The following is a 25,869-nucleotide window of genomic DNA, read 5'->3' as shown; positions in this document are numbered from 1 at the left end:
CCTCCCCATCCCCGGCCAAGCCCACGTCGACAGCGACCCCCACCCCGTCACCACCTACCAAGGCCCCAACACCCCCGTCGCCGACCTCCACGGCTAGCACCCACCACCCGCGCCGCCGAGACGGACGCCCGAGAGGTGCGCGCCGACGACGGCCAGCCCTCTCGACGACCGATGAGTCCCCGCCCTCTCGCAGGTCCCTCCTGCTGACCGCGGCCGCACGGGCTGCGAGCAGACCAGAGGGGCCGACATGAGCACTCAGATCTTCGTCAACCTGCCCGTCACCGACCTGGACCGCGCCGTCGCCTTCTACGAGGCGGTCGGCTTCACGGTCGACGAGAAGATGAAGGACGACGCCGCCGTCGGCATGCAGGTCGACGAGGGCATCTACGTCATGCTCCTGACGACGCCCTTCTACGAGCGCTTCACGACCCGCACCGTCGCCGACGCGCACGCGACGAGCCAGGTCATCGTCGCCATCTCCGCCGAGAGCGACGAGGAGGTCGACGCCCTCGCCGACCGCGCCGTCGCCGCCGGCGGCCAGCCCGCGGAGTACGGCATGGAGATGCCGGGCATGCACGGCCGGGCCTTCGCCGACCTCGACGGGCACCAGTGGGAGGTCCTCCACACCGACCCCGGCTTCTTCGGCTGACCCGGGGTCCTCGGCTGACCGGCCTCTCCGGCTGACCCGGCTTCTCCGGCCGGGGCACCGGGCCACCCGGACCTCTTCCCCCACCCGCCGCCACGTCGCTACCGTCCGCGGCGTGGGAGACGCGAGCACCACGACCGCACGCCCGACGACGCCCTCGACGACGAGCGGCGGACGCCACGAGCCGTCACCGGGAGGTGCCGGCAGCGAGCACCTGGAGCAGTACCGCCGGGAGCTCACCGGGTACTGCTACCGCCTCCTCGGCTCGGGGGTCGACGCCGAGGACGCCGTGCAGATGACGATGCTGCGGGCGTGGAAGGGCCTCGAGCGCTTCGACGGTCGCTCGTCGCTGCGCACGTGGCTCTACCGCATCGCCACGAACGTCTGCTTCGACGAGATGGCGGGCAGCAAGCGGCGGGCCATGCCCGTCGACGTCTCCGCCGGGCCGTCGGAGCCCGTCGTCTCCTCCCTCGGTGCGCCGCTGGAGGAGTCGGTCTGGCTCACGCCCGCGCCCGACGCACGGGTCCTGCCCGACGGTGACCCCGCCGAGGTCGCCGTGGCCCGCGAGTCGGTGCGGCTGGCCTTCGTCGCCGTCCTGCAGCACCTGCCGCCGCGCCAGCGCGCCGTCCTGGTGCTGCGCGAGGTGCTGCGCTGGAGCGCCGAGGAGGTCGCCGACCTGCTCGGCTCGACGACGGCGTCCGTCAACAGCGCCCTGCAGCGCGCCCGGGCGACCCTCGCGCAGCGCCGGCCCTCACCGGGCAGCCCGCTGGACGCCCTCGACGCCGAGCACACCGCCCTCCTCCGGCGCTACGTCGAGGCCTTCGAGGCCTACGACATGGACGCCCTCGCCCGGGTGCTGCACGCCGACGTCCTGCAGTCGATGCCGCCGTACGCGCTCTACCTCACGGGGCCGGACGACGTCGTCGCCTGGCACGTCGGCCCCGGCGGCGCGTGCCGGGGCTCGAAGCTCCTGCCGGTCAGCGCCAACGGCTCGCCGGCCCTCCTGCAGTACAAGCCGACGGGCGAGCCCGGCCGGTACGCCTTCTGGGCGCTGCACCTGCTGCACGTCGCCGACGGGAAGGTCGTGGAGATCACCAACTTCCTCGACCGGCGGCTCCCCGCTCTCTTCGGGATGCCGGAGTCGATCGACGCCTGACGCGCCGCGGCCGGCGAAGAGGTGCGCAGACCTGACCGTGCACGGTCGTCTCTGCGCCCCATCGGCCGTCGTCGCGCGCCTAGGAGGGCTCCAGCACGTCGGCGTCCTCGCGACGGGTGTGCTCGTCCTCGCTGGCGCTCGTGAGCGCGCCCAGCAGCCGCCTCAGCGCCGTCACCACCGCCCCCGCCGCCTCCCGCGAGCGCGGTCTCATCCCCTCCTGGGCGTCGAGGACGGTCGAGAGGTGCTGGAGGGCCTCGCGCGTCGCGGCGACCTCCTCCGGTCGCGGGTGGTCCTCCTGGGCGAGGGGCCGGATGGTCGCGGCGGCCGCGTGCAGCACGCGAGCCGTCGGGTCCCGCAGACGGTCGGCCAGGTCCACCTGCGTGCGTCCGGTCGCGTGGACGTCCAGGAGCAGGTCGGTGAGGTCGCCCACGCGGGTCGCGACGGCGTCGAGGACGAGCGCCTCCCCCCGCTGGCGCTCGACGACGCCGCGCTCGCGGTGCGCCCTCGCGTTCGCGCGCAAGGACCGGCGGACGTCGAGCCCGCTGGCCCGCACGCTCGCGAGCACCGGCTCGACGGCTCGCGACCGCTCGCGCCACTGCGAGCTGCTGGGCGGGTCGTCGACGAGCAGACCACCGGCCAGGTCGTCGAGCTGGTCGGCGAGCGTCGTCGCGAGGCGCTGCATCGCGCGGGTGGTCTGCGCGAGCGGGACGGTCGGCAGCAGCAGCGTGACGACGACGGCGACGGCGGCGCCCAGCAGCACGAGGCCGCTGTAGGCGAGGGCGTAGACGACGGGCTCGTCGGCGCCGACGACGAGGACGAAGAGGGCGGCCATGGGCACCCAGCTGTGCTGCTCGCCGAAGACGGGCAGCCCTGCCAGGAGGATCCCGAGAGCGACGACGAGCGGGACGAGCGCCGTCTGGCCCGGCACGAGCGCCTCGGCCGACAGCGCGAGGAGGCCACCCGCGATGATGCCGAGGACGCTGCGCAGCGACTGCGACACCGAGCTCGCCACGCTCGGGTAGCTCGCGACGACCGCGCCGAGGGGGGCGTAGTAGGCGTACCGCTCGGCGGCCGGCAGCGGGAGGAGCGACGCGAGCTGCCAGGCGAGGAAGGCCGACATGGCCGCCTTCAGCGCCATCTCCACGCGTGGCCACCGGCCGATACCCAGCTGCCGCAGGAGATGCCGGGGGTGCCGGAGGGCCCGTCCGACGCGCCGGGCCTGCCACGCGAGGTCCACCCGCTCAGCGTCCCAGGCGCCTCCGCCGCCCGCCCGCCCACGGGTGACCGTGACGCGCGGCTCACCAGACGCCGCAAGGCCACACGTCGCGGGGAGAGGCGACCAGGCGGGCGCGCGACAAGGCCACACGTCGCGGGGAGGGGTGACGGGCGCGGCAGGGGGCGGGTGTCGGCAGGGGCGCCTAGCGTCGAGGGACGGGCGTCACCGGGGCGCGGTGCTGGCGCAGCAGGGGGTGCAGGTGGCGACGAGGTCACCGCTGCGGGCACCGGCCATGGGCCACCTGACGTGCCGGCGGGACGGCGCCACCCACGTCCTCGACCTGTCCGGGTGCCGGTGGGTCGACCCGGCGCACCTCGTGGGCGTCGCCGCCGTCGCCGCGCGCCACGCCGGCGCCGGCACGCCGCTGCGCGTGCTCGGGCCCTCCCAGCCGGACCAGCGCCGGTACGCCGTGCGGATGCACCTCGGGCGGGTCCTCGACGACCTCGGCGTCCCGCACGACCTCACCGAGCAGGTCCGTCACCTCGACCGCGCCCGCGACCTCCTCGAGGTGCGCCGCGTCGTCACCGAGGAGGACGCCGTCGTCCTCGCCCGGCTGGTCCACGACAGGACGGCCGCCGGCGACCCGGTCGCCGCCCAGGCCCTGTTCACCGGCGTCGCCGAGCTCGCGGCCAACGTCGCCGACCACGCCCAGGCCGACGGCTACGTCGCCGCGCAGGTGCTCCCCGTCGCCGGGTACGTGCGGTTCGCGGTGGCCGACGCCGGGCTGGGGCTGCGCCGCACCCTCACCGGTCGGGGCGCCAGGGGCTCCCTGCACGCCCTGCACCTCGCGCTCGACGGCACGAGCCGCCTCGACGACCCGACGCGCGGGGTCGGCCTCGTCACCGTCGCCGACGAGGTCGGCCGGCTGCGCGGATCCCTCTTCCTCGCCTCGGGGACGGCGGCGGTCCGGGTCTCGCGCGACGACGGCGACCGCGGGCGACGCCCGGCGACGCGGGCCGGCAGCACTCTGCGCTCGCCCTTCGGGGGGACGCTCGTGGAGGCCGTCGTCGGCGTCCGGGGCACCTCGGCGCCGGGAGGCGTACCGTGATCAGCCAGACGACGCCGCAGACGCGGCCCGGCTCCGAGGCGGGAGGTCTCGCGGTGATCATCGAGCTCCCCAGCATGGTGGCCGGTCGTCGCATGGCCGACTCCCTGGTCGACCTGCTCGACGGAGACCTCGACGGCGCCGTCGTCGTCCTGGACTGCCACGCGCTGGTCACGGGCAGCCCCTCCTTCGCCGCCCAGCTCGTCAGCCGCGTCCTCGGCGGCGGGGCGGCCGAGCTGCGCGCGCAGGACGCCCCCGAGCCCTTCGCCGCGCACCTGCGCGAGGCCGCCCGCCGCCTCGACGCCACCCCCCGGCTCGTGCTGGGCAGCGCCCGGCCCGCTCCGGTCTGAGGCCCCGCCGGTCACCCAGCTGGCCAGCTCGCGGCTGCCACCGGCCGGCTGACGAGTGGTCAGCTGGAGAGGGGCCGCGGCGGGTCGCCGCGGCGGTCCCCGTGCCCGAGGGCCCGTGCCACGGCGTCGTTCATCGCCTGCCAGGCGTCCTGCTCGTCGCGGGCGGTGACGTCCTCGTCGCCGAGGAAGGCGTAGCGGGCCTTGGTCTGCCAGGCACGCACGGCACGGACGACGGCGTCGCCCGCCACCCGGGAGAGCCGCACGTCGAGCCGGCCGTCGGCCTCGGCCTGGGCGGCGTCCTGCTCGGGCGCCACCGCGACGACGACGTGGCTGGAGGGCGTGGCCGTGCGCGCCGCCGCGGCGATGGCGTCGGCCGTCGCCCGCAGGGTGGTGCGGACGACGAGCGCGGCGTCCTGCACGTCGAGCAGCGCCTCGCGCTCGCGGGCGAAGGCACGCTGCCGCCGCTCGCGCCGGGCCGTCTCCAGCTGGGCGAAGACGACGCCCACCATGGCCGCCACCGCCGTGACGACGGCGCCGAGGAGCGCCAGCGAGCCGTCCCCCACCGCGCCCTCCTCCCGTCCGCCCACCGGCGCCACCACCGGCGGACGACCCATGGTGGCCCCACCTGCCGACGTCCGCGCCCGAGCGCAGCCACCCCTGCGGCACCTCGACGACGACGCGCCGCAGCAGCAGGGGATGGGCGCGGCCTCTAGCGGCGCAGCGGCTCCAGCACGTCGAGGCCGACGTAGGGGCGCAGCGCCTCCGGCACCAGCACCGAGCCGTCGGCCTGCTGGTGGTTCTCGAGGATGGCGACGATCCAGCGCGTCGTCGCGAGCGTCCCGTTGAGCGTCGCGACCGGCGTCGTGCTGCCGTCGGCGGTCCGCTCGCGGATGTTCAGACGGCGCGCCTGGAAGGTGGTGCAGCTCGACGTCGACGTCAGCTCGCGGTACCGGCCCTGCGTGGGCACCCAGGCCTCGCAGTCGAACTTGCGCGCGGCGCTGCTCCCGAGGTCGCCCGCGGCGACGTCGATGACGCGGTAGGGCACCTGCACGGCGTCGAGCACCTCGCGCTCCCAGCCGAGCAGCCGCTCGTGCTCGGCGGGCGCGTCGGCCGCGCTCACGTAGCTGAACATCTCGACCTTGGTGAACTGGTGGACGCGGATGATGCCGCGGGTGTCCTTGCCGTGGCTGCCGGCCTCGCGGCGGTAGCACGTCGACCAGCCGGCGTAGCGCAGCGGGCCGGCCGAGAGGTCGAGGATCTCCTCGGCGTGGAAGCCGGCCAGCGGCACCTCCGAGGTGCCGACGAGGTAGAGGTCGTCGTCGGCCAGCCGGTAGACCTCGTCGGCGTGCGCGCCGAGGAAGCCGGTGCCGCCCATGACCTCGGGCGTGACGAGCGTCGGCGGGACGACGGGCGTGAAGCCCCACTCGACCGCCCGCGCCATCGCGTAGCTCAGCAGGCCCAGCTCCAGCCGCGCCCCGGCGCCGGTGAGGAAGGGGAACCGGGCCCCGGCGACCTTGGCGCCGCGGGTCATGTCGATGGCCCCGAGCCCCTCGCCCAGGTCGAGGTGGTCGCGGGGCTCGAAGCCCTCGGCCGCGAAGTCCCGCGGCGTGCCGACCTCCTCGAGCAGGCGGAAGTCGCCCTCCCCGCCCGCCGGGACGCCGTCGGCGACGAGGTTGGAGATCGAGCGCAGCAGCCGGTCGACCTCCGCCGCCCCGTCGGCGGCCTCGGCCTGCAGCGCCTTGACGCGCGCGGCGAGCTCCCCGGCCGCCGCGACGAGCGCCGCCTTCTGCTCGCCCGTCGCCCGGGCGACCTCCTTGCCGCGCGCCTTCTGCTCACCCCTCGCGGCCTCGAACTGCGACAGGGCGCCGCGGCGGCGCTCGTCGGCCGCCAGGACGGCGCCGACGAGGCCCTCGTCCTCCCCGCGCAGCCGCTGGCTGGCGCGGACGACGTCGGGGAGGTCGCGGAGGGCGCGCAGGTCGATCACCCGGCGGAGGCTACCGGCGCACCGCGGGCGCCCTGGCGGACGCCAGTCTCCCGCAGCGCTCCGGCGACCGCACGGGACACCGCTGGGTGCCGGTCGCCGGCGCCCGCCTGCCGAGCGGGGCCGTCCCCACTACCGTCCAGCCATGCTTCTCGGTGCGACCATCAGCTACGGGACCGGCCGGCTGCCCCTCGACAGCGTCGCGATGGGCGTCGTCCTGCTCGTCGTGCTCCTGGCCGTCCTGGTGCTCAGCGTGCTGCTGAGCCCCAGGGGTCGACCCGCCATCCCCTCGATCCGGCGCGACGCCGCGGCTGGCCTGCGCGCCCCCGACGAGGACTACCGGCACGTCCCGGGCCAGCTCGCGCCGGTGGCGCCGCGCGCCGTCGTCATCGTCCAGCCCGTCAAGTACCCCGACGGCTCACCCGCCCGCAAGGCGGTGCTCAAGGCCCTCGCCGACGCGGGCTGGCCGAAGCCGCTGTGGGTCGAGACGACGGAGGAGGACCCGGGCTACGGGCACGCCCGGGCGGTCGCCGAGCTCGACCCCGAGCTCGTGCTCGTGCTCGGCGGCGACGGCACGGTGCGCTCGGTGGGCGCCGGCCTCGCCGGCACGGGCGTCCCCCTCGGGCTGCTGCCGGGCGGCACGGGCAACCTCTTCGCCCGCCAGCTCAAGCTGGAGCTCGGCGACGTCGGGCGGGCCACGCGAGACGCGCTCCACGGCAAGGACAAGCGCGTCGACGTCGGGCGCGTCAGCCTCGACGGCGGGCAGGAGCAGGTCTTCCTCGTCATGGCCGGCATCGGCTTCGACGCCCAGATGATCTCGGGTGCCCCGGCCGCCATCAAGGACCGCGTCGGTCCGCTGGCCTACGTCGTCTCCGGGGTGCGGCGCCTCAGGGGCGAGAGCCTGGAGGTCTCCATCTCCGTCGACGGCGGGGAGCCGACCTCCCTGCGCACCCGCATGGCCGTCGTCGGGAACACCGGGACGCTGCTGGGCGGCATCGTGCTCATCCCCCAGGCGGAGGTGGACGACGGGCACCTCGACGTCATGACCCTCTCGCCCAACGGACTCGCGGACTGGCTGCGCGTCGGCGTCAGCCTCCTGACCGGGCGGCGCACGAAGGACCGCCAGATCACCGAGAGCCGGGGGACCGAGATCGTCCTGCGCTGCAGCGAGCCGCAGGTCGCGCAGATGGACGGCGACATCATCGGCACCGCGCGCGAGCTGACCATGCGCGTCGACCCGGGCGTGCTCGTCCTGCGCCTGCCCGAGGGGCGCGTCCCCCGCGCCGCCGAGCGCCTCGCGGACGCGCTCCGCGGCCGCTGAGCCGCGCGCCGGCGCCGCCCTCTGGGGCCCGCCCGCGCCCACCGGCCCACCGCCGGCTCAGGCGGCGAGCCGGCACCAGACGGTCGTCCCGGCGTCGTCGGAGTGCCGCACGCCCCAGGCGCTCGCCAGCATGTCGACGAGCGCCAGGCCCCGGCCGCCGAGGTCCTCCTCGTCGGCGTCGCGGACCACCGGCGTCCTGCCGACCCCTGCGTCGCTGACCTCCAGCTCCACGCAGACGACGCTGCCGGTCGTGGTCTCGGCGTCGTGGGCCGTCCGGGCGAGCGCGAGGTGCACGGGTGGGCGGCCGTGCTGGTAGGCGTTGGCCACGAGCTCGCTGGTGACCAGCTCGACGACGTCCAGGACGTCCTCCTCGACACCGGCCTCGGCGCACCAGCGGACGACCCAGTGACGCGCGCGCGGGACCTCCGCGAGCCCCTCCTCACCGAGCGAGAGCTCTGGCACATCGACCTCCCCCGCGCGGCCTGAGCCGCGGCCACCCGCTACCGGCGGCGACCGTAGTCCACTCAGCGTGACGAGAGGGGCATCCGGGACGAACTGCGCGCCCTGCGCCCGGCCCGCACGGCGGCGTCGGCGGCCGCCAGCCCCACCATGGCCGCGCGCGGTGCCGTCGCCATGAGCGCCAGCTCCTCCGGCAGCGTCGTCGAGCCGTCGAGGAACCTCAGCACGCGGTCGGCGGGGTTGGCGGCGAAGAGACCGGCGAAGAAGGTGGGGCCGTCCAGGGCGCCCGTGGCCAGGCCGCGGAGCATCACCGCGTCCATCCAGTGGTGCCGCGGTCGGTAGGCCCTCGGCGGCACCGGGTCCCGCCCCGCGAGCAGGGCCTCGGCGACGGCGGCGCCCTGGCGCTGCAGGGCCGAGAAGGTGTAGCCCGTGGAGGGCCGGGTGGCTCCGCCGGCCGTCCCCAGCCGGCGCACGCGGCGGCCGGCGACGCCGGAGCGGACGTCGTCGGCCATGGGGATGACGCCCTGCTCGGTGTGGTCCACGGCGACGACGGCGACGCCGCCCTCCCGCACCGGGGTCCCCTCCGGCCGCAGCCCCAGCAGGCGCCGGTAGGCGGCGAGCCCTGCCGCGTAGCCCGCGTCGTCGAGCACGGCGGGGGAGAACTCCGTGTACTCCAGCAGGGCGGTGCGCCCGTCCAGCGGCAGGCAGTACCCGAAGGACAGCCCGACCGGCGGCTGCGGCGTCCGCAGGTCCATCAGCACGGGCAGGCCGGGGTCGAAGACCGGCGGCGCTGCCGGGTCGGTGCGCACCACCTCGCCCCGGAAGTGCTGCAGCAGCGTCGTCCTCGCGGGCCGCCGGGGCGGGCACGGGCGGCTGTCGAGCACCCAGGCCGCGCTGAGGTCTCCCGCCGGGGTGGCGACGAGCGCCCGGTCGGCGCCGTCCGCGACCGCGGTCGCCGCCGGCCTGCGCAGCAGCTCCAGGCGCCCTGCGGCCTCGGCCGCGGCGACGTCGTCGGCGACGAGCGCGTAGAAGTCCTCGCCGCGCAGCATCCGGTAGCGGACCGGCGCGACGTCCCGGACCAGGTCGGCGCCGGGCCCCAGGACCCGGACCGCGCCCCAGGTGCGCGCGAGCGCCGGCGCCACCGCGGGGGCCGCCTCCCAGAAGCACCAGGTGCGGTCACGCGGGCGGGCCCCGTCCGCCCCCGCGCGGAGGCGCTCGACGTCGTCGACCAGCCCGACCCGCACGGGCTCCGCCCGAGCCGGTCCTCGTAGCAGCCCCAGCGCCAGGTGGTGGAGGGCGACGAGCCCGGCCCCGCCGGCGCCGACCACGGCGACGTCGACGACAGCGGGCTCGGCCACGGCCCCATCGTGGCGCACGCCCCGAGGGCGGCCGCCCGGGCCCCGGTGCGGGCTCGGACGGCCGTCGCTCAGGCGTCGCAGACCAGACCCTCCCGCAGCGTCTGCCCGTTCTGCCTCATCGCCGTCGCGTAGTCCGGGTCCACGGAGGTCTCCAGCGGGTCCAGCACCGCCGTGGACGCGCCGACCTCCTGCGCCAGCGTCTGCGCGACGCCGGTGCTCGTGACGTCGTCGAAGTAGATGGTCTCGGCCCCGGCCGTCCGCACCTGCTCGGCCACGTCGCGCAGCCGGGCGGGCGTCGGCTCGACGCCCGGGTCGATGCCCGTGATGCCCACCTGCTGCAGCCCGTACCGGTCGGCGAGGTAGCCGAACGCCTCGTGCGCCACGACCAGGACGGCGCCCCGGCAGGGCGCGAGCTGCTCGGCGAGGTCGTCGTCGAGGACGTGGACCTGCTGGCCGACGTCCTCGCCCCGGGCGACGTACTGGTCCCTGCCCTCAGGGTCCAGCTCGGCGAGGGCCTCGGCGATCTCCCCCGCGGCGACGGCCATGATCGCCGGGTCGAGCCAGACGTGCGGGTCCTGCGGCCGGGCGCCGGGCAGGTCCATGGCGTCGACCGTGGCCCCGTCCCGCAGGGACACCGCCTCGTCGACGGAGGGGGCCAGCCCCGCGACGTGGACGACGAGGTCGGCGTCCACCAGGGCGGCCACCTGCTCGCTCGAGAGCTCGAGGGCGTGGGCGTCGGCACCCGCGGGCGCCGGGCCGGTGGCGTGGACCTGCTCGCCGCCGACCTGGTGGAGGAGGTCCAGCAGAGCGGGCGGCGAGGCGACGACCGTGAGGGCACCACCGGGGCCGCTGGCCTCACCGGCCGACGAGCCGCCGCAGGCGCCGAGCGCGAGAGCTGCGCCGAGCGCCGTGGCGGCGGCGACCGAGGGAGGCCGCCGCCGCGGTGGGAGGACCGCCGTCACGACCCCGACGTCTCCTCGTCGTGGGCGTGGTCGTGGTCATGGTCGTGGTCGTGGTCGTGGTCGTGGTCCTCCTGGTCGTTCTCCTCCTCGCTCGCGTACGGCGTCGAGCCCGCGGTGACGTCACCGGTCGCGAGCACGATCTCGTCCGGCGCCACGTCCAGCGTGGTGCTGGCGAAGACCTCGCCGGTCTCGACGTCGACGGCGTGCACCTCGCGGGTGGCGGGCTCGGTCACGTACGCGGTGCCGGCGTGGACGGCCAGGGCCGGCCGAGGCTCCTGCCAGTCGTCCGGCTCGGTCCAGGCGTCGACGACGGGGATCGAGCGCACCAGCTCGCCGGTGGTCGGGTCGACGACGTGCAGGGACCCGTCGGTCCCGAGCACGAGCGCCTCGCCTTCCTCGCCGCGCCCGAGGGAGCGGAAGGTGTAGGAGGAGGGCAGGTCCACGAGCTGCAGCTCACCGGTCGTGGTGTCCGTCAGCGAGATGGTCTGCGTGCGCTCGGGGCCCTCCGAGGCGTCCCGGTCACCGTCGCGCTTGTAGTCCCCGAGGACGACGGTCGAGGCCTCGGAGCCGGCCTGGTTGCCGATGCGCCCGTAGGCGTCCGGGGAGGCGACCTTGGTGAGCTCGTCACCGCGGACCAGAAAGACGCCGTCCTCGCAGCCCACGACGACGACCTCGTCGGCGGCCGTCGCCTCGCCGTGGACGCCCGGGCACTCGTCGGTGCGCGCGAGCTCGGTGCCGTCGGCGTCCCGCAGGACGACGGTGGAGCGGGTGTCCTCGGTGCCCTCGGTGCTGACGAGGCGGCCGTCGGCGAGCTCGACGGCGACGCCGTGGTGGGCCGCGGGCGCCTCGACCACCCGCGCCGCCGGGTCCTCCTCGGCGATGGACGCGGCGTCGACGACCACCGCCGCGCCTGTGCCGTCGTCGAAGAGCGCCGTCCGGCCGTGGTGGGCGACGACGTGGGCCGGGTCCTGCGCCGCGTGGACGACGTCGGTGAGCACTGGGGTGGTCGTGTAGTAGTGGTCGTGGTCCCCGTGCGGCTCGGCCCACGTGCCGGCGTCGACGACGCGGAAGCCACCGGTGGTGGAGACGAGGACGTGGCGCCCGTCCCCCGCGGCGTTGATGCGGTGGTAACCCTCCAGCGGGAGCGCGGCGACCTCCTCGAGAGTGGTGGCGTCGAGGACGACGAGGCCCTCGTCCTGCTGGGTGAGGACGAGGCGGGGCCTGTCCGTGGCCACCTCGGCCGTCGGGGCCGGGGTCGAGGTGGCCTCCGGCGTGGCGCCACCCTCGGGTGCGCTCGCACCGGAAGGCGTCCCCGCGGTGTCGGAGGTGCCGCCCGCGCAGCCGGCCAGGACGAGGGCGAGGGCGGCCCCGCCCCCGACGGACGACAGGGCCCGCCGCCGGCGGTCGGTGACCGACGGGCGAGAGACGAGGCGGTGGCGCGAGGCCGGTGCAGCAGGTGCGGTCGGTGCAGTCAGGGCAGTCAGGGCAGTCATGGGTGGGGCCGGCGGCGCCGGCCACTCCTTCCGTCGTAGTGGGTACTGGTAACGCTTCTCATTTACACTACAGCCATGACGCCTCCCCCACTCCCGCACCCGCGCCGCCGCCCCTCGGCCCGCGCCCGGCTCGACACGGCACCGGCCCGATGACGGCGCTCGCGGGCAGCGCCCGCCTCGCCGACGTGCCGCTGCGCTGGGTCGTCGTCGCCCCGGACGAGGTGGGCGTGCTGCACCGGCTCACGCGCGTGGTCCGCGGCACGCCCGGCGGCGTGCTCGTCCACCTCGACGCCCTGCCGCCCGCGGCGGCGGGGGCTCAGGTGGGCGTGTCCCCGTGCGCCGCCTGCGGCGGCGCGCCGTCGGACCTCGTGTGGCTGGGCCGGCTCACGGCCGCCGACGTCGGCGTCGTCGTCGCCTGGATCGCCTCCGGGGCATCGCACCTGCCGGCCGAGCTCGCCTCCCGCGTCGTCGCGACGACCGGCCCGCGGGGGCACGAGGCGGTCGAGCGGGCCCGCTAGGAGCGGCCTCGGCCTGGCCCGCCAGCAGCAGACGGGCGGCGCGCGGCGCGGCCGCCTACCGTCCGTCGGTGACGTCCGCGCACCACGAGCCGCCCGTCGAGCCCGTGAGCACCCGCCCGCCGCCGCTGCACGGGCCGGTCCTCATGACGCAGTCGTGGGTCGACCTGGCCTTCCTGCACTGGGCCGTGCCGCCTGAGCGCGCCCAGCCGTGGATGCCACCCGGCGTGCGTCCCGACGTCGTCGTCGGCGACGACGGTCGCGAGGTCACCTACGTCGCCCTCGTGCCGTTCCGCATGGTCGGCGCCGGCGTGGGCCGCGGCCCGGCCGTCCCCTGGCTCGGGACCTTCTGGGAGACCAACGTCCGCCTCTACTCGGTGGACGAGACCGGGCGGCGCGGCGTCGTCTTCGCCAGCCTGGACGCGAGCCGGCTCGGCGTCGTCCTCGGCGCCCGCGCGTCCTTCGGGCTCCCCTACCGGTGGGCCCGGATGCGGGGCGACGAGCGCGTGCGCGACGGCGCCCGCGAGCTGGCCTGGACGGCGCGCACCCGCTGGCCGGGCCCGCGGGACCGGACCAGCCGCGTCGCCGTCCGGGTCGGCGAGCCGATCGCCGGCGACGCGCCGGACGCCGCCCTCGCGGCCTTCCTCACCGCCCGCTGGGGGCTGCACACCGCCCATGCCGGCCGCACCTGGTACGTCCCCAACGCCCACGACCAGTGGCCGCTGCGCCGGGCGCAGGTGCTCGCCCTCGACGACGAGCTGCTCGGCGCCGCCGGCTTCGAGGACCTGGCGCAGCGCCCGCCCGACCACGTTGCCTTCGCCGGTCGGGTGGGCGTCCGCTTCGGCCTGCCGGGCCGCGCCCGACGGCCCCGGCGGGCCTGAGCCGGGGACGACGCGGGCTCAGGCCTCGATCGACAGGTTCCCCAGCGGCTTGGAGCAGCAGAGCAGGATCTTGCCCATCTTCACCTCGCGCGGGCGGATGCCGCCGGCGTGCTGCATGTCGACCTCACCCTCCAGCAGCGTGTGCTTGCAGGTGCCGCACACGCCCTCGCTGCAGGACGACGGCGGGGTCAGGCCGGCGCGGAAGGCGGCCTGCAGCACCGTCTCGTCGGCGCCGCACTCGATGCTGCGGCCGCTGCGGGTGAGCTGGACGACGTAGGACTGCTCCGGCGCGCTCTCCTGCGCCGGCTCGTCCCCAGCAACCGCCGCCTCACCGGCCCCCTCGGCGTCCTCGACCGGGTTGCCCCAGGCGTCCGTCGGCGCGTACGGCACGAGCGCCTCGACGACGCCCTCGCCGAACTCCTCGCGCGGCAGGTCCTCGAAGGAGAAGGTCTCCTCGTGGTAGCGCGCCGGGTCGTGGCCGTGGGCGCGCAGGGCCCCCTTGACCATGTCCATGTACGGCGTCGGCCCGCAGGCGAAGACCTCGCGCTCGCACAGGTCCGGCACGAGCTGCTTCAGCCGCTCGGCGTCCAGACGTCCGCGCTCGCCCGACCACCGCTCGTACTCGGCGACCTTGCTGCACAGCACCTTGACGCGGATGTGGGACGACCCGATGGCGGCCATGGCCCGCATCTCGTCGCCGAAGATGACGTCGGCCGGCGTCCTGGCGCTGTGGACGAAGGTGACGTCCGCCCGCGAGCCCAGGTCCAGCAGCGTCCTGGCCATGGACATCATCGGGGTGATGCCCGAGCCGGCCGACAGGAAGAGGTACTTGTCGGCCGGGTGGCGGACCGTCGAGAACCCGCCCAGCGGGGCGTGGACGGTGATCTCGCCGCCCGGGCGCATGGTGTCGTGGAGCCAGTTCGACACGACGCCGCCCGGCTGCCGCTTGACCGTGATCGTCAGCAGGTAGGGGCGGGTCGGCGGGGAGGAGACGGTGTAGGAGCGCATGCGCTCCGTGCCGTCGACGGTCAGCCGGAGCGTGACGAACTGCCCCGGCTCGAAGTGGAAGAGCTGGTCGGTCCGGGTGCCGAAGGTGAAGCTCTTCACGTCGTGCGTGAGGTCGCGCACGTGCCGGCACACCAGCACGGACTCGTCCTCGGCGTCTCCCCAGCAGGAGAGCGTGGAGGGGTGGGCGACCGAGTGGACGACCGGCACGGGCATCGCGGTGGACGTCATGAGAGCTCTTTCGAGAGGACGGAGGACGACGGGGTCAGGCGCCGGCGACCGCGAGGTGCTCGCGCATCCGCGCGACGTACCAGCTGACGAAGGCCTCGACGTCGTCCTCGACCATCGAGTAGGGACCCGGCACGTAGCTCGGGTCGGCGACGCCGCGCTGGGTGGCGGCGACGAGGTCACGGTCCTGGACGTTGGTGGCCTTCCAGACGGCGCAGAGGCTCTCGAGGTCGTAGTCCACGCCCTCCTGCGCGTCCGGGTGCACCAGCCAGGTCGTGCGCAGCACGCTCGTCGTCGTCGAGGTCGGCATCACCGAGAAGACGACGGCGTGGTCACCGAGCACGTGGAACCACGAGTTGGGCTGCAGGTGGATGGACAGGTCGCCGAAGGCGGCCTCCTTCACCTCGCCCAGGAGCTTGGCGCACACGGCGCCCCCGCCGGCGGAGAAGCTCTTGCCCTCCCCGTCCAGCGGCATGTGCGTGAGCTGGAAGCCGACCGGCCGGTCGGACAGGTCGCGGTAGGAGGCCATCGGCACGCCCTGGGCCCGGCGCACGACCTCCAGGGCCGCCTCGGCCTTCTTGTACCGCTCGAAGGTGGGCCTCAGCCGGGGGCTGATGTCCTCCTCGTCGTAGGCGAAGAGGGGGAAGTACGCGGTGACGAGCTCGGGGTGGCCGTCGCAGTGGTAGCACTCGCGGTTGTTCTCCATCACGAGCTTCCAGTTGCCGCGCTCCTCCATGTCGTGCTGGGCGGCGACCTTGGCCTTGTCGAGCTGGTAGGGCCGCAGGTGCGGCTCGACGAGCTCGGCGACGCGGTCGAAGTCCTCCGGCGCCTCGGCCGCCAGGCAGACGAAGACGAGGCCCGAGAGGTTGCGGACGTTGACCGTGCGCAGCGAGAAGCAGCTCTTGTCGAAGTCCTTGGGCTGGGCCTCGGCGTGCAGCAGCGACCCCTCGAGGTCGTAGGTCCACCGGTGGTAGGGGCACACGATGTTGCCGACGAAGCCCCGGTCCTCCAGCAGGCGCGAGCCGCGGTGCCGGCAGACGTTGTGGTAGGCCACGACCTGCTCGTCGTCGTCGCGGACGACGATCACCGAGTAGGCCCCGACGTCGACGGTGAGGTAGTCCCCCGCCTCGGGGATCTCGGCGGCGGCGGCCACGAAGATCCACTGGCGCGTGAAGACCGCGTCGACGTCGAGGTCGTGCAGCTCGTCGTCGGTGTAGAAGGTCGACTCGAGGCTGTGGCCCGTCTTCCGGCGCCGGAGCAGCTCTGCGAGCGAGGCCGTGGGCACGCGCTCACGGGCGGGGGCGGGGCTGGGGGGCTGTGCGGCCAGCTGGGTCACGAGGCTTCCTTCCGATGCGCCGTCGCGGTACCTGGGTCGAGCAGGAGAGAGCGGGAGACGGCCGCCCGGGCGACCCACCTGCGCGATGCCGTTCCGCAGGGTGAAACCGTTTCCGCAGGCGAGACAAAAGCGTCTCGCCCGTTATCGCGCCGTGTCAAGTGGCCTGCCGTCATCGGCGGGTCGTCTCGTCGACGTCCCGCGTCCACCCGGTGGTCGCCGGCCGGCGGACGGCCGCGCGCTCGGCCCAGGCGCCACGCCCGCCTGGACGGTCGTTACGTTCGGGGCATGCGAGCCCCCAAGCCCGCGACCCGGGACCAGACCGTGCAGTCCGTCGACCGAGCGCTCTCGATCTTGCAGTCCCTCTCCGACCGGGGGCCGTCGGGCGTCACCGAGATCGCCGCCGACGTCGGCATCCACAAGGCGACGACCCACCGCCTGCTGGCCACCCTCGAGGCCCGCGGGATGGTCAGCCAGGACTCCGACCGGGGCCAGTACCGCCTCGGGCCGGCCGCGAGCCGGCTGGCGGCGCGCGCCTCCGGTGGGGACGAGGTCGTGGTCTCCTGCCGGCCGCTGTGCCTGGAGCTCGCGACGCAGGTGGGCGACACGGTCAACCTGGTCGTGAGCGACGGCCTCCAGATCATCACGGTCGACCAGGCGGTGGGCGACGCGATCGTCGTGAGCCAGGACTTCGTCGGCAAGCGCGACCCCCTGCACGCCACCGCCGCCGGGAAGGTCTTCCTCGCCGCCCTGCCCGACGACGAGCTCGACGAGCGGCTGCGCGGCGAGCTGACGCGCTACACCCCCCAGACCGTCACCGACCCCGTCGCGCTGCGGGCGCAGCTGGAGGCGGTCCGGGAGCAGGGCTGGGCCACGACGACCGAGGAGCACGAGCTCGGGCTCGTCGTCCTGGCGGCCCCGGTGCGCGAGCCCGACGGCGAGGTCGTCGCGGCCATGACCGTGAGCGGGCCCACCTACCGCGTCAACGACGGGACGCTGCCCGAGCTCACGGCCCGGCTGCTGGAGATGACCGACCGGGCCGGCTGGCGCCTTGGTGCGTTGAAGCGGCAGTGACCGCCCACCCAGCCGGCCGACCACCTCGGACTGATGCATCAGTCCACCATCAGTCGTCCGCACAGGCGCGACGCTAGCTGTCGTCGCCTCCGGCCGGGGGCGACCTCCCGCACCTGGGTCCTGTGAGTTCCCGGGGCGAGCCCGAGGAGCCCCCCGGCGCGGAGGAGGCGAGCCCGTCAGCGGAAGACGACGGTGCTGTGCCCGTTGAGCAGCACGCGCTGCTGGCAGTGCCACCGGATGGCGCGGGAGAGGGCGAGGGCCTCGGCGTCGCGGCCCACGGTCGCCAGCGCCCGCGGGTCGTGCGTGTGGTCGATCCGGATGACCTCCTGCTCGATGATCGGGCCCTCGTCGAGGTCGGGCGTCACGTAGTGCGCCGTCGCGCCGACGAGCTTGACGCCGCGGTCGAAGGCCTGGTGGTAGGGCTTGGCGCCCTTGAACCCGGGCAGGAAGGAGTGGTGGATGTTGATGGCCCGCCCGTGCAGGGCGCTGCACGTGCGGTCGGAGAGCACCTGCATGTAGCGGGCGAGGACGACGAGGTCGGCGCCGGTCTCCTCGACGAGCGCCATCAGCCGGTCCTCCGCCTCCTCCTTGGTGGACGGCGTCACGGGCACGTGGTGGAAGGGCAGCCCGGCCGCCTCGGCCATGGGCCGCAGCACCTCGTGGTTGGAGACGACGGCGACGAGCTCGCCGCCGAGGCTGCCGGCCCGCCACCGGAAGATGAGGTCGTTGAGGCAGTGCCCCAGCGTCGAGACCATCACGAGGATGCGCGGCGGCGTGGCCGGCGTGAGGTCGAAGGTCATGCCGTAGCGCTCAGCCACGGGGGTGAAGTCGGCGGCCAGCGCCTCGACGTCGAGGGGGCCGCCCTCGCCGTCGCCGACGAAGGCGGTGCGGGAGAAGAGCCTGCCGCTCACGGCGTCGTCGAACTGCTGGTGCTCGACGATGTCGCACCCGTTCCGGCACAGGAACGCCGTGACGGCGTTGACGATGCCCGAGCTCTGCGGGCAGGTGATGGTGAGGGTGGCCGAGCCGTCCACGGGGTGCTCCTCAGCACTCGACGATGTTCAGGGCGAGACCGCCGCGGGCGGTCTCCTTGTACTTGTCCTTCATGTCGGCCCCGGTCTCGCGCATCGTCTTGATCGCCTTGTCCAGGGTGACGTGGTGGTGCCCGTCGCCGCGCACGGCCATCCGGGCGGCCGTGATGGCCTTGACGGCACCGACGGCGTTGCGCTCGATGCAGGGGATCTGCACGAGGCCGCCGACCGGGTCGCAGGTGAGGCCGAGGTTGTGCTCGATGCCGATCTCGGCGGCGTTCTCGACCTGGTCGGGCGTGCCGCCGAGCACCTCGGCGAGGCCGGCCGCCGCCATGGAGCAGGCCGACCCGACCTCGCCCTGGCAGCCGACCTCCGCGCCCGAGATGGAGGCGTTGGTCTTGAACAGGTGCCCGACGGCGCCCGCGGCCAGCAGGAAGCGGACGACGTCGTCGTCGCTGGCGCCCTCGACGAAGGTCTGGTGGTAGTGCAGGACCGCCGGGATGATGCCCGCCGCCCCGTTGGTCGGGGCGGTGACGACCCGCCCGCCCGCGGCGTTCTCCTCGTTGACGGCGAGGGCCCAGAGCGTCACCCACTCCATGGCGCGCAGCGGGTCCCGCTCGTCGGGCTCGCTCTCCAGCCTCGCCCTCAGCGCGGCGGCGCGGCGGCGCACCTTGAGCCCGCCGGGCAGGACGCCCGTCGTCTTCTGGCCGTGCGCGACGCACTCGGCCATGACCGCCCAGATCTCCAGCAGCCCGGCACGCACCTGCTCCTCGCTGCGCCAGGACAGCTCGTTGGCGAGCATGACGTCGCTGATGCGCAGGCCGGTGCGGCGCGTGACCTCGAGCAGCTCGTCGCCCGTGGAGAACGGGTAGCGCACGGGCGTCGGGTCCTCCACGAGCACGGCCTGCCCGGCCTCGTCCTGGTCGAGGACGAAACCCCCGCCGACGGAGTAGAGCTCGCGCCGGTCGAGCTCCTCCCCCGCCGCGTCGCAGGCGACGAAGAGCATGCCGTTGGTGTGGAACGGCAGCCGCTTGCGCCGGTGCAGCACGACGTCCTCGACCGTGAAGGCGATGTCGTGGTGGCCACCGAGCGCCAGCAGGCCGTCGGTGCGCACGCGCTCGACGGTCGGCGCGGCCGCCACGGGGTCCACCAGGTGCGGCTGCTCGCCGGCCAGGCCGAGGACGACGGCGCCCACGCTGCCGTGGCCGTGCCCGGTCGAGCCGAGCGAGCCGAACAGCTCGCACCGCACCGAGGCGACCCGGCCGAGCACGCCGGCCTCGGCCAGCCGGGCGACGAAGGCGTGGGCGGCCTTCATCGGCCCGACGGTGTGGGAGCTGGACGGCCCGACGCCGACCGAGAAGAGGTCGAAGACGCTGATCATGCGGGCGGCCGGCTCAGCCGCGGATCTTCGTCATGCCGGGGTCCACGAGCGGCTCGGCGCTCACCGTGGCCTTGACCCGGTGGCCGAAGTACTCGATCTCCACCGCCGTCCCCACCTCCGTGGCCGCCACCGGCAGCCACGCGTAGGCGACCGGCTTGCCGACCGTGTGGCCGAAGGCGGCGCTCGTCACGTAGCCCGCGACCTGCCCGTCGACGTGCACGGGCTCGTGGCCGAGGACGACGCTGCGGCCGTCGTCGACCGTCAGGCACGTGAGCCTTCGCCGCGCCGTGGCCTCGCTGCGGCCCTCGAGCGCCGGGCCCCCGACGAAGCTGTCGAGCGGGGAGCGGACGGCGAAGCCGACGCCCGCCTCGTAGGGGTCGTCCTCGCTGCTCATGTCCGAGCCCCAGGCGCGGTAGCCCTTCTCCAGGCGCAGGCTGCCGAAGGCCGCCCGCCCGGCGGGCACGATGCCGTGCTGCGCCCCGGCCGCCGCGACGACGTCCCACAGCTTCTGGCCGTGCTCGGCGCTGGCGTAGATCTCCCAGCCCAGCTCGCCGACGTAGGACAGGCGCATCGCCGTCACGGGGATCCCGCCGACCGTCGCCTCCTTGGCGCGGAAGTACTTCAGGCCGTCGTCGGAGAAGTCGTCGCTGCTCAGCGCCGCCATCACCTCGCGGGCCTTGGGCCCCCACAGGCCGATGCAGCACGTGCCGCCGGTGATGTCGCGCACCTGCACGGAGCCGTCGGCGGGGGCCTGCTGGCGCAGGTAGACCTCGTCCTGGCGGCCGTTGGCGCCCACCTGGAAGCGCTGCTCGCCGAGCCGGCTCACGGTGATGTCGCTGCGGACGCCGCCAGCCTCGTCGAGCATGAGCGTGTAGGTGACGGCGCCGACGGTCTTGTCCATCTTCGACGTCGTCAGCCGCTCCAGCAGCGCCAGCGCGCCGGGGCCCGAGACCTCCAGCCGCTTGAGCGGGGTCATGTCGTACATCGCCACGGCGGTGCGCGTCTTCCACGCCTCGACGGCGGAGATCGGCGAGGTGAACATCGACGCCCACGCGTCGCGCGTCGGCGGCTGCCAGTCCGTCGGCAGGTCCTTGACCAGCGCGGCGTTGGCCTCGTACCAGTGCGGGCGCTCCCAGCCGCCGGCCTCGAGGAAGAGCGCGCCGAGCTCCTTCTGGCGGGCGTGGAAGGGGCTCACCCGTACCTCGCGCGGGGAGAGCTTGGGCTGCAGCGGGTGCAGCACGTCGTAGATCTCGACGAAGTTCTGCTGGGAGGTCTCGCTCACGTACTCGCTCGTGAGCTGGACCTCCTCGAAGCGGTGGACGTCGAGCCCGTGCAGGTCGTACTCGCTGTGCCCGTCGACGAGCAGCTGCGCGACGGCCTTGGCGACGCCGGCGGAGTGGGTGACCCACACGGCCTCGGCGACCCAGAAGCCCTTGACCTCGGCGGCCTCGCCGACGAGGGAACCGCCGTCGGGGGTGAAGGAGAAGATGCCGTTGAAGCCCTCCTCGACCTTGGTGCCCTGCGTCGAGGGCAGCAGCAGCTGCGTCGCCTCGAACGCGGGCGCGAAGTCCTCCTCGGTGAAGGGCAGCATCGAGGGCATCGACGCGGTGCTGACGTCGTCGCCGCTCGGGGCCAGCTCGTCCAGCCGCACGGGCATCGGCTTGTGGGCGTAGGAGCCGATGCCGAGCCGGTCCCCGTGCTCGCGGTAGTAGAGGTCGGCGTCCTGGTGGCGGATCATCGGCAGGCCGGCCTCGCCGAGCTCGGTGTTGCGGCCGACCAGCTCGGGCACCTGCCCGGTCCGGGCGTACTGGTGGGCCAGCGGCAGCAGCGGCACGCGCATGCCGACCATCGCGCCGACCTCGACGCCCCAGAAGCCGGCGCAGGAGACGACGACGTCGGCGGGCACGACGCCCTCGGCCGTGCGGACGCCCGTCACCTGGCCGCCGCTCTGCTCGACCCCGAGGACCCGCGTGCTGCCGCGGAACTGCGCCCCGCGGGCCGAGGCCCTGCGCATCAGCGCGACGACGGCGCGCGGCGCCTTCGCCAGCCCGTCCGAGGGCACGTGCAGGCCGCCGAGGACGCGCTCGGGGTCCAGCAGCGGGTGCAGCTCCGCGCACTCCTGCGGGGAGACGACCCGGCCGCCCTCCAGGCCCCAGGCCTTGGACCAGCCGACCTTGCGCTCGAGGTCCGCGAGCCGCTCGGGGGTGGTGGCCACCTCGAGCCCGCCGACCTGGTTGAAGCACCACTGGCCGTCGACGTCGAGGGAGAGCAGCTTCTCGACGGTGTAGGAGGCCATCTGCGTCATCGTCCGCGAGCCGTTGGTCTGGAAGACCAGGCCGGGGGCGTGCGACGTCGAGCCGCCCGTCAGAGGCAGCGGGCCCTGGTCGAGCACGGTGACGCGGTCCCAGCCGCGCTGGGTCAGCTCGTCGGCGAGGTTCGCGCCGACGATCCCGCCGCCGATGATCACCACGCGGGGTGTCGTGCTCATGGGTCCTCCTGGTGCTGGTCGGTGCTCGTCGTGCTGCCGGGCTGGTGCGCTGCGGGGGGTGCGGTGGTTCAGGGCGTGGAGACGTGCTCGACGAAGACGTCGACGAGCCAGTCCGCGAGGTAGCGCGCGAAGGAGGAGCGGACGAGCAGCAGGTAGTCGTCGCCGTCGTCGGAGAGCGAGACGAGCACGACACCCGTCTCCCCCACCGGCACCTGGGCGCAGGCCCCGGCGCCGAAGCGCGAGGGGTGGGTGTCCAGCGAGCAGCCGGCGGCGAGCACCTCGCGGGCGTGCGGCCCGTGCAGGCGCAGGGTCACCCGCTGCGCGGAGACGTCGACGGCCGAGCCGTCCAGCGGCGCGGCGGCCGCCCGCAGGCGCGCCTCCAGCTCCCACGGGCGCTCGTCGTCGTTGACGACGAGCAGCTCGTCGGGGGCCAGGCGCAGGACCCTGCCGGAGACGCCGTCGGCACCGGTGAAGCCGGTCCAGGTGCCCATCCGTCCGGGCAGCTCGACGCCCAGCTCGGAGCCGACGACGTCGGCCGCGGGCCCGCTGGCCTGCACGAGCACCATGGCGAGGTACGGCTGCACCTGCACGGCGCCGCCCGTCAGCGCGGTGAGGTCCTCGCGGGTGGCGAGGGGGTGGCTGCGGGTGAGCGTCTCAGCCATCGCGGCGGGCTCCTTCGGGGTCGACGAGCACGGGGGAGGTGACCTCGGCGGTCACGAGGCGGCCGGCGACGGGCAGGACGACGGTCTCGCCGACCCGCTCGCGGCCGCCCTTGAGCAGGGCGAGCGCGAACGGCCGCTCCAGGTACGCGCTGCGGTAGCTGGAGGTGACGTGGCCGACCATCGGGACGGGCGGCGCGGGCAGCTCCTCGCCGGCGGCGACGTCGACCACCTGCGAGCCCTCGGGCAGCACCGTCTCGCGGTCGGTCGGCAGCAGGCCGACGAGCTGCTTGCGGTCGGGCCGGGCGTTCTCGGCGCGCGCGAAGGAGCGCTTGCCGACGAAGTCGGCCTTCTTCTTCGAGACGACCCAGTTCATGCCGAGGTCCTGCGGCGTCACGGTGCCGTCGGTGTCCTGGCCGATGATCGGGTAGCCCTTCTCGGCCCGCAGCACGTGCATCGTCTCGGTGCCGTAGGGCGTGATGCCGTACGGCTGCCCGGCCGCGACGAGGCGCTCCCAGACCTCCGCGGCGTACCAGGAGCCCACGTGCACCTCCCACGCCAGCTCGCCGGAGAAGCTGATCCGCGCCAGCCGCACGGGGACGTCGTCGAGCGTCGTCTCCTGCCACGTCATGAAGCCGAACGCGTCGTTGGAGACGTCGACGCCCGGGAAGACGGCGCCGACCACGTCGCGCGAGCGCGGCCCGACGACGGGGAAGGCGGCCCACTGCTCGGTGACGGACGCGAGGTGCACCCGCAGGTGCGGCCACTCGGTCTGCAGCCACTCCTCCATCCACTCCAGGACCTTCGCCGCGCCGCCCGTGGTCGTCATGACCATCCAGCGGTCCTGCGCCAGCCGCAGGACGACGCCGTCGTCGAGCACCATCCCGTCCGGCCCGCACATGACGCCGTAGCGCACCCGCCCGACCTTCAGCGAGCTCATGAGGTTCGTGTAGAGCCGGTCCAGCAGCTCCCCGGCGTCCGCGCCCTGCACGTCGATCTTGCCCAGCGTCGAGCCGTCGAGGATGCCGACGCCGCCGCGGACCGCCGCGCACTCGCGCAGCACCGCGGCCTCCATGTCCTCACCGGCCTGCGGGTAGTGCCGCGGGCGCTTCCACTGCCCGACGTCCTCCCACTGCGCGCCGTGCGCGACGTGCCAGTCGTGCACCGCCGTCGTGCGCTCCGGGTCGAACAGCGACCCGCGCGAGCGCCCCGCGAGCGTCGCGAAGGCCACCGGCGTGTACGGCGGGCGGAACGTCGTCGTGCCCACGTCCTGCGGCCCCGAGCCCAGCAGCTCCCCGAGCAGCCCGGAGGTGACGATGCCCGACGTCTTGCCCTGGTCGTGCGCCGTCCCGATCGTCGTGTAGCGCTTGACGTGCTCGGGCGAGCGCAGCCCGGCCCCGACGGCGCGCTGGACGTCCGCGACCGTCGCGTCCCGCTGCAGGTCCACGAACTGACGCGTCGTGTCCCCGTCGACGGCCGGCACGACCCACATCAGGTCCGGCGCGCTGACCGGCGCGGGCGCCGCCGTCTGCGGCAGGGGGGCCGGCTCGCCGACCTCCACCCCGACGCCGGCGAGGGCCGCCAGCGCCGCCTCCTGGCCCTGGCGCAGGCACCCCGGCAGGTCGAAGGTCCCGGCCGCCGACCCGGCGACCGCCAGGTCCGGCAGCTGCTGGGCGGGCAGGAACGCGCCCAGCGCCTCGTCGAACCGCAGCTGCCCCCGCGCCTGGCTGTACAGGTGCACCGCCGGGTTCCACCCGCCGCTGACGAGCAGCAGGTCGCAGGGCAGATCCTCGCGCTCCACGACGTCCGCGACGGCAGCGCCCGGCGCCGTCACGCCCCCCTCCGGGCGCGGGCCGACGAGCGCGTGCGTGACCCGCTGCTCGCCCCTCGTGCCGCTGACGACCGAGCCCGTGCGCACGACGATCCCCCGCGACGCGCACGCCACCTGCCACGAGGGCGGCACCTGCGCCCGCGTGTCGACGACCGTGACGTCGACCCCGGCGTCGGCCAGCTCTGTCGCCGTCAGGTAGGCGCTGTCGTTGGTCGTGAAGACGACCGCCCGCTCCCCCGCCAGCACGCCGTACCGGTGCAGGAACGTCCGCGCGCTGCCCGCGAGCATCGTCCCCGGCCGGTCGTTGTCGGTGAAGACGACCGGGCGCTCGTGCGCCCCCGTCGCCACGACCGTGCGCCGCGAGCGCACCCGCCACACCCGCTGGCGCGAGAGGTGCTCCGGCGCCTCCAGCCCGAGGTGGTCGGTGCGGCGCTCGACGGCCAGGGCGAACCCGTCGTCGTACACGCCGAAGACCGTCGTGCGCTGCAGGTGCGTGACCTCGGGGTCGGCCGCCAGCTCGGCGACCGCCGCCTCCACCCACGCGACCGCGGGCCCGCCGTCGACCTCCTCACCCGTCCCCAGCAGCGCCCCGCCGGCCTCGGACTGCTCGTCCACCAGCGCCACCCGGGCGCCCGCCCGCGACGCCGTCAGCGCCGCCTGCAGCCCCGCCGGGCCCGCCCCGACGACCAGCACGTCCACGTGCAGGTGCCGCGCGTCGTAGCGCGCCGAGTCCGCCAGGTCCGCCAGCCGCCCCTGCCCCGGCAGCCCGTCGGCCACCAGCCCGTCGTAGAGCTCGACCGTGCTCGCCAGCAGCATCGGCTCCGGGAACGGCTCCTCGACCTGCACGAGGCTGCTCGGGTCCTCCGCCCACGCGGCCCCGACCCCCCGCGGCCGCCCGAGCTTGATGCTCGTCGCCACCTGGTGCCGACCGCTCGCCAGCAGCGCCGACGCCAGCGTGTCCCCCGGGTGCCCGCTCAGCGTCTGCCCCCCGAAGGTGAACTCCAGCGTGCGGCTGCGGTCGATGCGCCCCCCTGCCGAGGTGCGGAAGGGCGCGGCGCTCGTCGCCTGCGTCGTCGTGCTCATGAGGTCACCGGCTTCGGCTCGTCGAGGCGGTAGATGGCCCTGAAGCGGTAGGACACCGTGTCCCGCACCGCGTTGAACCACCGTCGGCACCCCGCGCTGTGGCACCAGCGCTCGGCCAGGTCCCCTCGCGTGTTGTCCCGGAAGAAGACGTAGTGCGCCCACTCCTCGTCGGAGAGCTCCGTGGGCTCGGTCGGGTACGGCACGTGCGCCTGCCCGCCGTAGGAGAACTCGACCTCCTCCCGGGGGCCGCAGTTCGGGCACTCGATCAGCTGCACGGGAAGCTCCTGCCTGCGGTGGTGCTGGATGGGCTGTG

At 75.0% G+C, this 25,869-nt stretch carries 23 protein-coding genes; 8 read left to right on the top strand and 15 right to left on the bottom strand.

All coding sequences use genetic code 11. The features are described 5' to 3' along the window. Window positions 1-247 precede the first annotated feature (247 nt). Window positions 248-649: a VOC family protein gene (locus WDV86_RS03850; RefSeq protein ID WP_339566277.1), complete on the top strand. Its 402-nt coding sequence runs from the start codon at window positions 248-250 to the stop codon at window positions 647-649. A gap of 112 nt (window positions 650-761) precedes the next feature. Beyond that, the gene (locus WDV86_RS03845; protein ID WP_339566276.1) at window positions 762-1,802 is read left to right on the top strand and encodes a sigma-70 family RNA polymerase sigma factor; all 1,041 of its coding nucleotides are present in this window, start codon (window positions 762-764) and stop codon (window positions 1,800-1,802) included. A 79-nt stretch (window positions 1,803-1,881) separates the two neighbouring features. On the opposite strand, the gene WDV86_RS03840 is transcribed toward WDV86_RS03845, so the two are convergent. Then, entirely contained in the window at window positions 1,882-3,039 is a 1,158-nt protein-coding gene (locus tag WDV86_RS03840; RefSeq protein WP_339566275.1) for an FUSC family protein, read from the bottom strand. Between the two features lie 214 nt (window positions 3,040-3,253). On the opposite strand from WDV86_RS03840, the gene WDV86_RS03835 reads away from it, so the two are divergent. Then, window positions 3,254-4,126, top strand: a complete 873-nt coding sequence (locus WDV86_RS03835) for a hypothetical protein (protein WP_339566274.1) — start codon at window positions 3,254-3,256, stop codon at window positions 4,124-4,126. Beyond that, on the top strand, window positions 4,123-4,473 hold the full coding sequence (locus WDV86_RS03830; protein ID WP_339566273.1) for a hypothetical protein: 351 nt from the start codon (window positions 4,123-4,125) through the stop codon (window positions 4,471-4,473). The genes WDV86_RS03835 and WDV86_RS03830 overlap by 4 nt, the downstream gene beginning before the upstream one ends. A 59-nt stretch (window positions 4,474-4,532) precedes the next feature. Here the strand turns inward: WDV86_RS03830 and WDV86_RS03825 are convergent, their stop codons facing one another. Further along, window positions 4,533-5,087 carry a hypothetical protein gene (locus WDV86_RS03825; RefSeq protein ID WP_339566272.1) on the bottom strand — a complete coding sequence of 185 codons (555 nt, stop codon included), beginning with the start codon at window positions 5,085-5,087 and terminating at the stop codon, window positions 4,533-4,535. 95 nt (window positions 5,088-5,182) lie between these two features. Continuing rightward, window positions 5,183-6,457, bottom strand: a complete 1,275-nt coding sequence (gene serS / locus WDV86_RS03820; RefSeq protein WP_339566271.1) for a serine--tRNA ligase — start codon at window positions 6,455-6,457, stop codon at window positions 5,183-5,185. Window positions 6,458-6,599: 142 nt separating this feature from the next. Between serS and WDV86_RS03815 the strand changes: the two genes are divergently transcribed. Then, window positions 6,600-7,775 carry a diacylglycerol/lipid kinase family protein gene (locus WDV86_RS03815; RefSeq protein WP_339566270.1) on the top strand — a complete coding sequence of 392 codons (1,176 nt, stop codon included), beginning with the start codon at window positions 6,600-6,602 and terminating at the stop codon, window positions 7,773-7,775. Between the two features lie 57 nt (window positions 7,776-7,832). On the opposite strand, the gene WDV86_RS03810 is transcribed toward WDV86_RS03815, so the two are convergent. From WDV86_RS03810 to aztD, 4 genes are all read right to left on the bottom strand, one after another. Beyond that, window positions 7,833-8,237, bottom strand: a complete 405-nt coding sequence (locus WDV86_RS03810; protein WP_339566269.1) for an ATP-binding protein — start codon at window positions 8,235-8,237, stop codon at window positions 7,833-7,835. A gap of 62 nt (window positions 8,238-8,299) precedes the next feature. Continuing rightward, window positions 8,300-9,592, bottom strand: a complete 1,293-nt coding sequence (locus WDV86_RS03805; protein ID WP_339566268.1) for a lycopene cyclase family protein — start codon at window positions 9,590-9,592, stop codon at window positions 8,300-8,302. A 68-nt stretch (window positions 9,593-9,660) separates the two neighbouring features. After that, window positions 9,661-10,554, bottom strand: a complete 894-nt coding sequence (locus tag WDV86_RS03800) for a metal ABC transporter substrate-binding protein (protein ID WP_339566267.1) — start codon at window positions 10,552-10,554, stop codon at window positions 9,661-9,663. Then, window positions 10,551-11,789, bottom strand: a complete 1,239-nt coding sequence (aztD, locus tag WDV86_RS03795) for a zinc metallochaperone AztD (RefSeq protein ID WP_339566266.1) — start codon at window positions 11,787-11,789, stop codon at window positions 10,551-10,553. Before aztD ends, WDV86_RS03800 begins: the two co-directional genes overlap by 4 nt. A gap of 407 nt (window positions 11,790-12,196) precedes the next feature. Here aztD and WDV86_RS03790 point away from each other — a divergent pair, with 407 nt between their 5' ends. Further along, window positions 12,197-12,565, top strand: a complete 369-nt coding sequence (locus WDV86_RS03790) for a hypothetical protein (protein WP_339566265.1) — start codon at window positions 12,197-12,199, stop codon at window positions 12,563-12,565. Window positions 12,566-12,708: 143 nt separating this feature from the next. Beyond that, on the top strand, window positions 12,709-13,443 hold the full coding sequence (locus WDV86_RS03785) for a YqjF family protein (RefSeq protein ID WP_445262932.1): 735 nt from the start codon (window positions 12,709-12,711) through the stop codon (window positions 13,441-13,443). 18 nt (window positions 13,444-13,461) lie between these two features. On the opposite strand, the gene WDV86_RS03780 is transcribed toward WDV86_RS03785, so the two are convergent. Together WDV86_RS03780 and WDV86_RS03775 are read right to left on the bottom strand one after the other, a co-directional pair. Further along, on the bottom strand, window positions 13,462-14,679 hold the full coding sequence (locus tag WDV86_RS03780) for an FAD-binding oxidoreductase (protein ID WP_339566263.1): 1,218 nt from the start codon (window positions 14,677-14,679) through the stop codon (window positions 13,462-13,464). Window positions 14,680-14,713: 34 nt separating this feature from the next. Then, the gene (locus WDV86_RS03775; RefSeq protein WP_339566262.1) at window positions 14,714-16,012 is read right to left on the bottom strand and encodes an aromatic ring-hydroxylating oxygenase subunit alpha; all 1,299 of its coding nucleotides are present in this window, start codon (window positions 16,010-16,012) and stop codon (window positions 14,714-14,716) included. A 285-nt stretch (window positions 16,013-16,297) separates the two neighbouring features. On the opposite strand from WDV86_RS03775, the gene WDV86_RS03770 reads away from it, so the two are divergent. Further along, on the top strand, window positions 16,298-17,083 hold the full coding sequence (locus tag WDV86_RS03770; protein ID WP_339566261.1) for an IclR family transcriptional regulator: 786 nt from the start codon (window positions 16,298-16,300) through the stop codon (window positions 17,081-17,083). Between the two features lie 176 nt (window positions 17,084-17,259). On the opposite strand, the gene purU is transcribed toward WDV86_RS03770, so the two are convergent. The 6 genes from purU to WDV86_RS03740 all read right to left on the bottom strand — a co-directional run bounded on the left by purU (window position 17,260) and on the right by WDV86_RS03740 (window position 25,831). After that, window positions 17,260-18,117 carry a formyltetrahydrofolate deformylase gene (purU, locus tag WDV86_RS03765; RefSeq protein ID WP_339566260.1) on the bottom strand — a complete coding sequence of 286 codons (858 nt, stop codon included), beginning with the start codon at window positions 18,115-18,117 and terminating at the stop codon, window positions 17,260-17,262. Between the two features lie 10 nt (window positions 18,118-18,127). Beyond that, the gene (locus WDV86_RS03760; protein ID WP_339566259.1) at window positions 18,128-19,495 is read right to left on the bottom strand and encodes an L-serine ammonia-lyase; all 1,368 of its coding nucleotides are present in this window, start codon (window positions 19,493-19,495) and stop codon (window positions 18,128-18,130) included. Between the two features lie 13 nt (window positions 19,496-19,508). Next, window positions 19,509-21,983, bottom strand: a complete 2,475-nt coding sequence (locus WDV86_RS03755; protein WP_339566258.1) for a GcvT family protein — start codon at window positions 21,981-21,983, stop codon at window positions 19,509-19,511. A 68-nt stretch (window positions 21,984-22,051) separates the two neighbouring features. Beyond that, window positions 22,052-22,645: a sarcosine oxidase subunit gamma gene (locus WDV86_RS03750; RefSeq protein WP_339566257.1), complete on the bottom strand. Its 594-nt coding sequence runs from the start codon at window positions 22,643-22,645 to the stop codon at window positions 22,052-22,054. Beyond that, window positions 22,638-25,556, bottom strand: a complete 2,919-nt coding sequence (locus WDV86_RS03745) for a 2Fe-2S iron-sulfur cluster-binding protein (RefSeq protein ID WP_339566256.1) — start codon at window positions 25,554-25,556, stop codon at window positions 22,638-22,640. The genes WDV86_RS03750 and WDV86_RS03745 overlap by 8 nt, the downstream gene beginning before the upstream one ends. Next, window positions 25,553-25,831 carry a sarcosine oxidase subunit delta gene (locus tag WDV86_RS03740; RefSeq protein WP_445262931.1) on the bottom strand — a complete coding sequence of 93 codons (279 nt, stop codon included), beginning with the start codon at window positions 25,829-25,831 and terminating at the stop codon, window positions 25,553-25,555. The genes WDV86_RS03745 and WDV86_RS03740 overlap by 4 nt, the downstream gene beginning before the upstream one ends. Window positions 25,832-25,869 lie beyond the last annotated feature (38 nt).

Origin of the sequence: Pseudokineococcus sp. 1T1Z-3 (genome assembly GCF_037482365.1) — a bacterium.
GTDB lineage: Bacteria > Actinomycetota > Actinomycetes > Actinomycetales > Quadrisphaeraceae > Pseudokineococcus.
The sequence above is the reverse complement of the archived record's forward strand: the minus strand, read 5'-3'. Positions and strand labels throughout refer to the sequence as shown.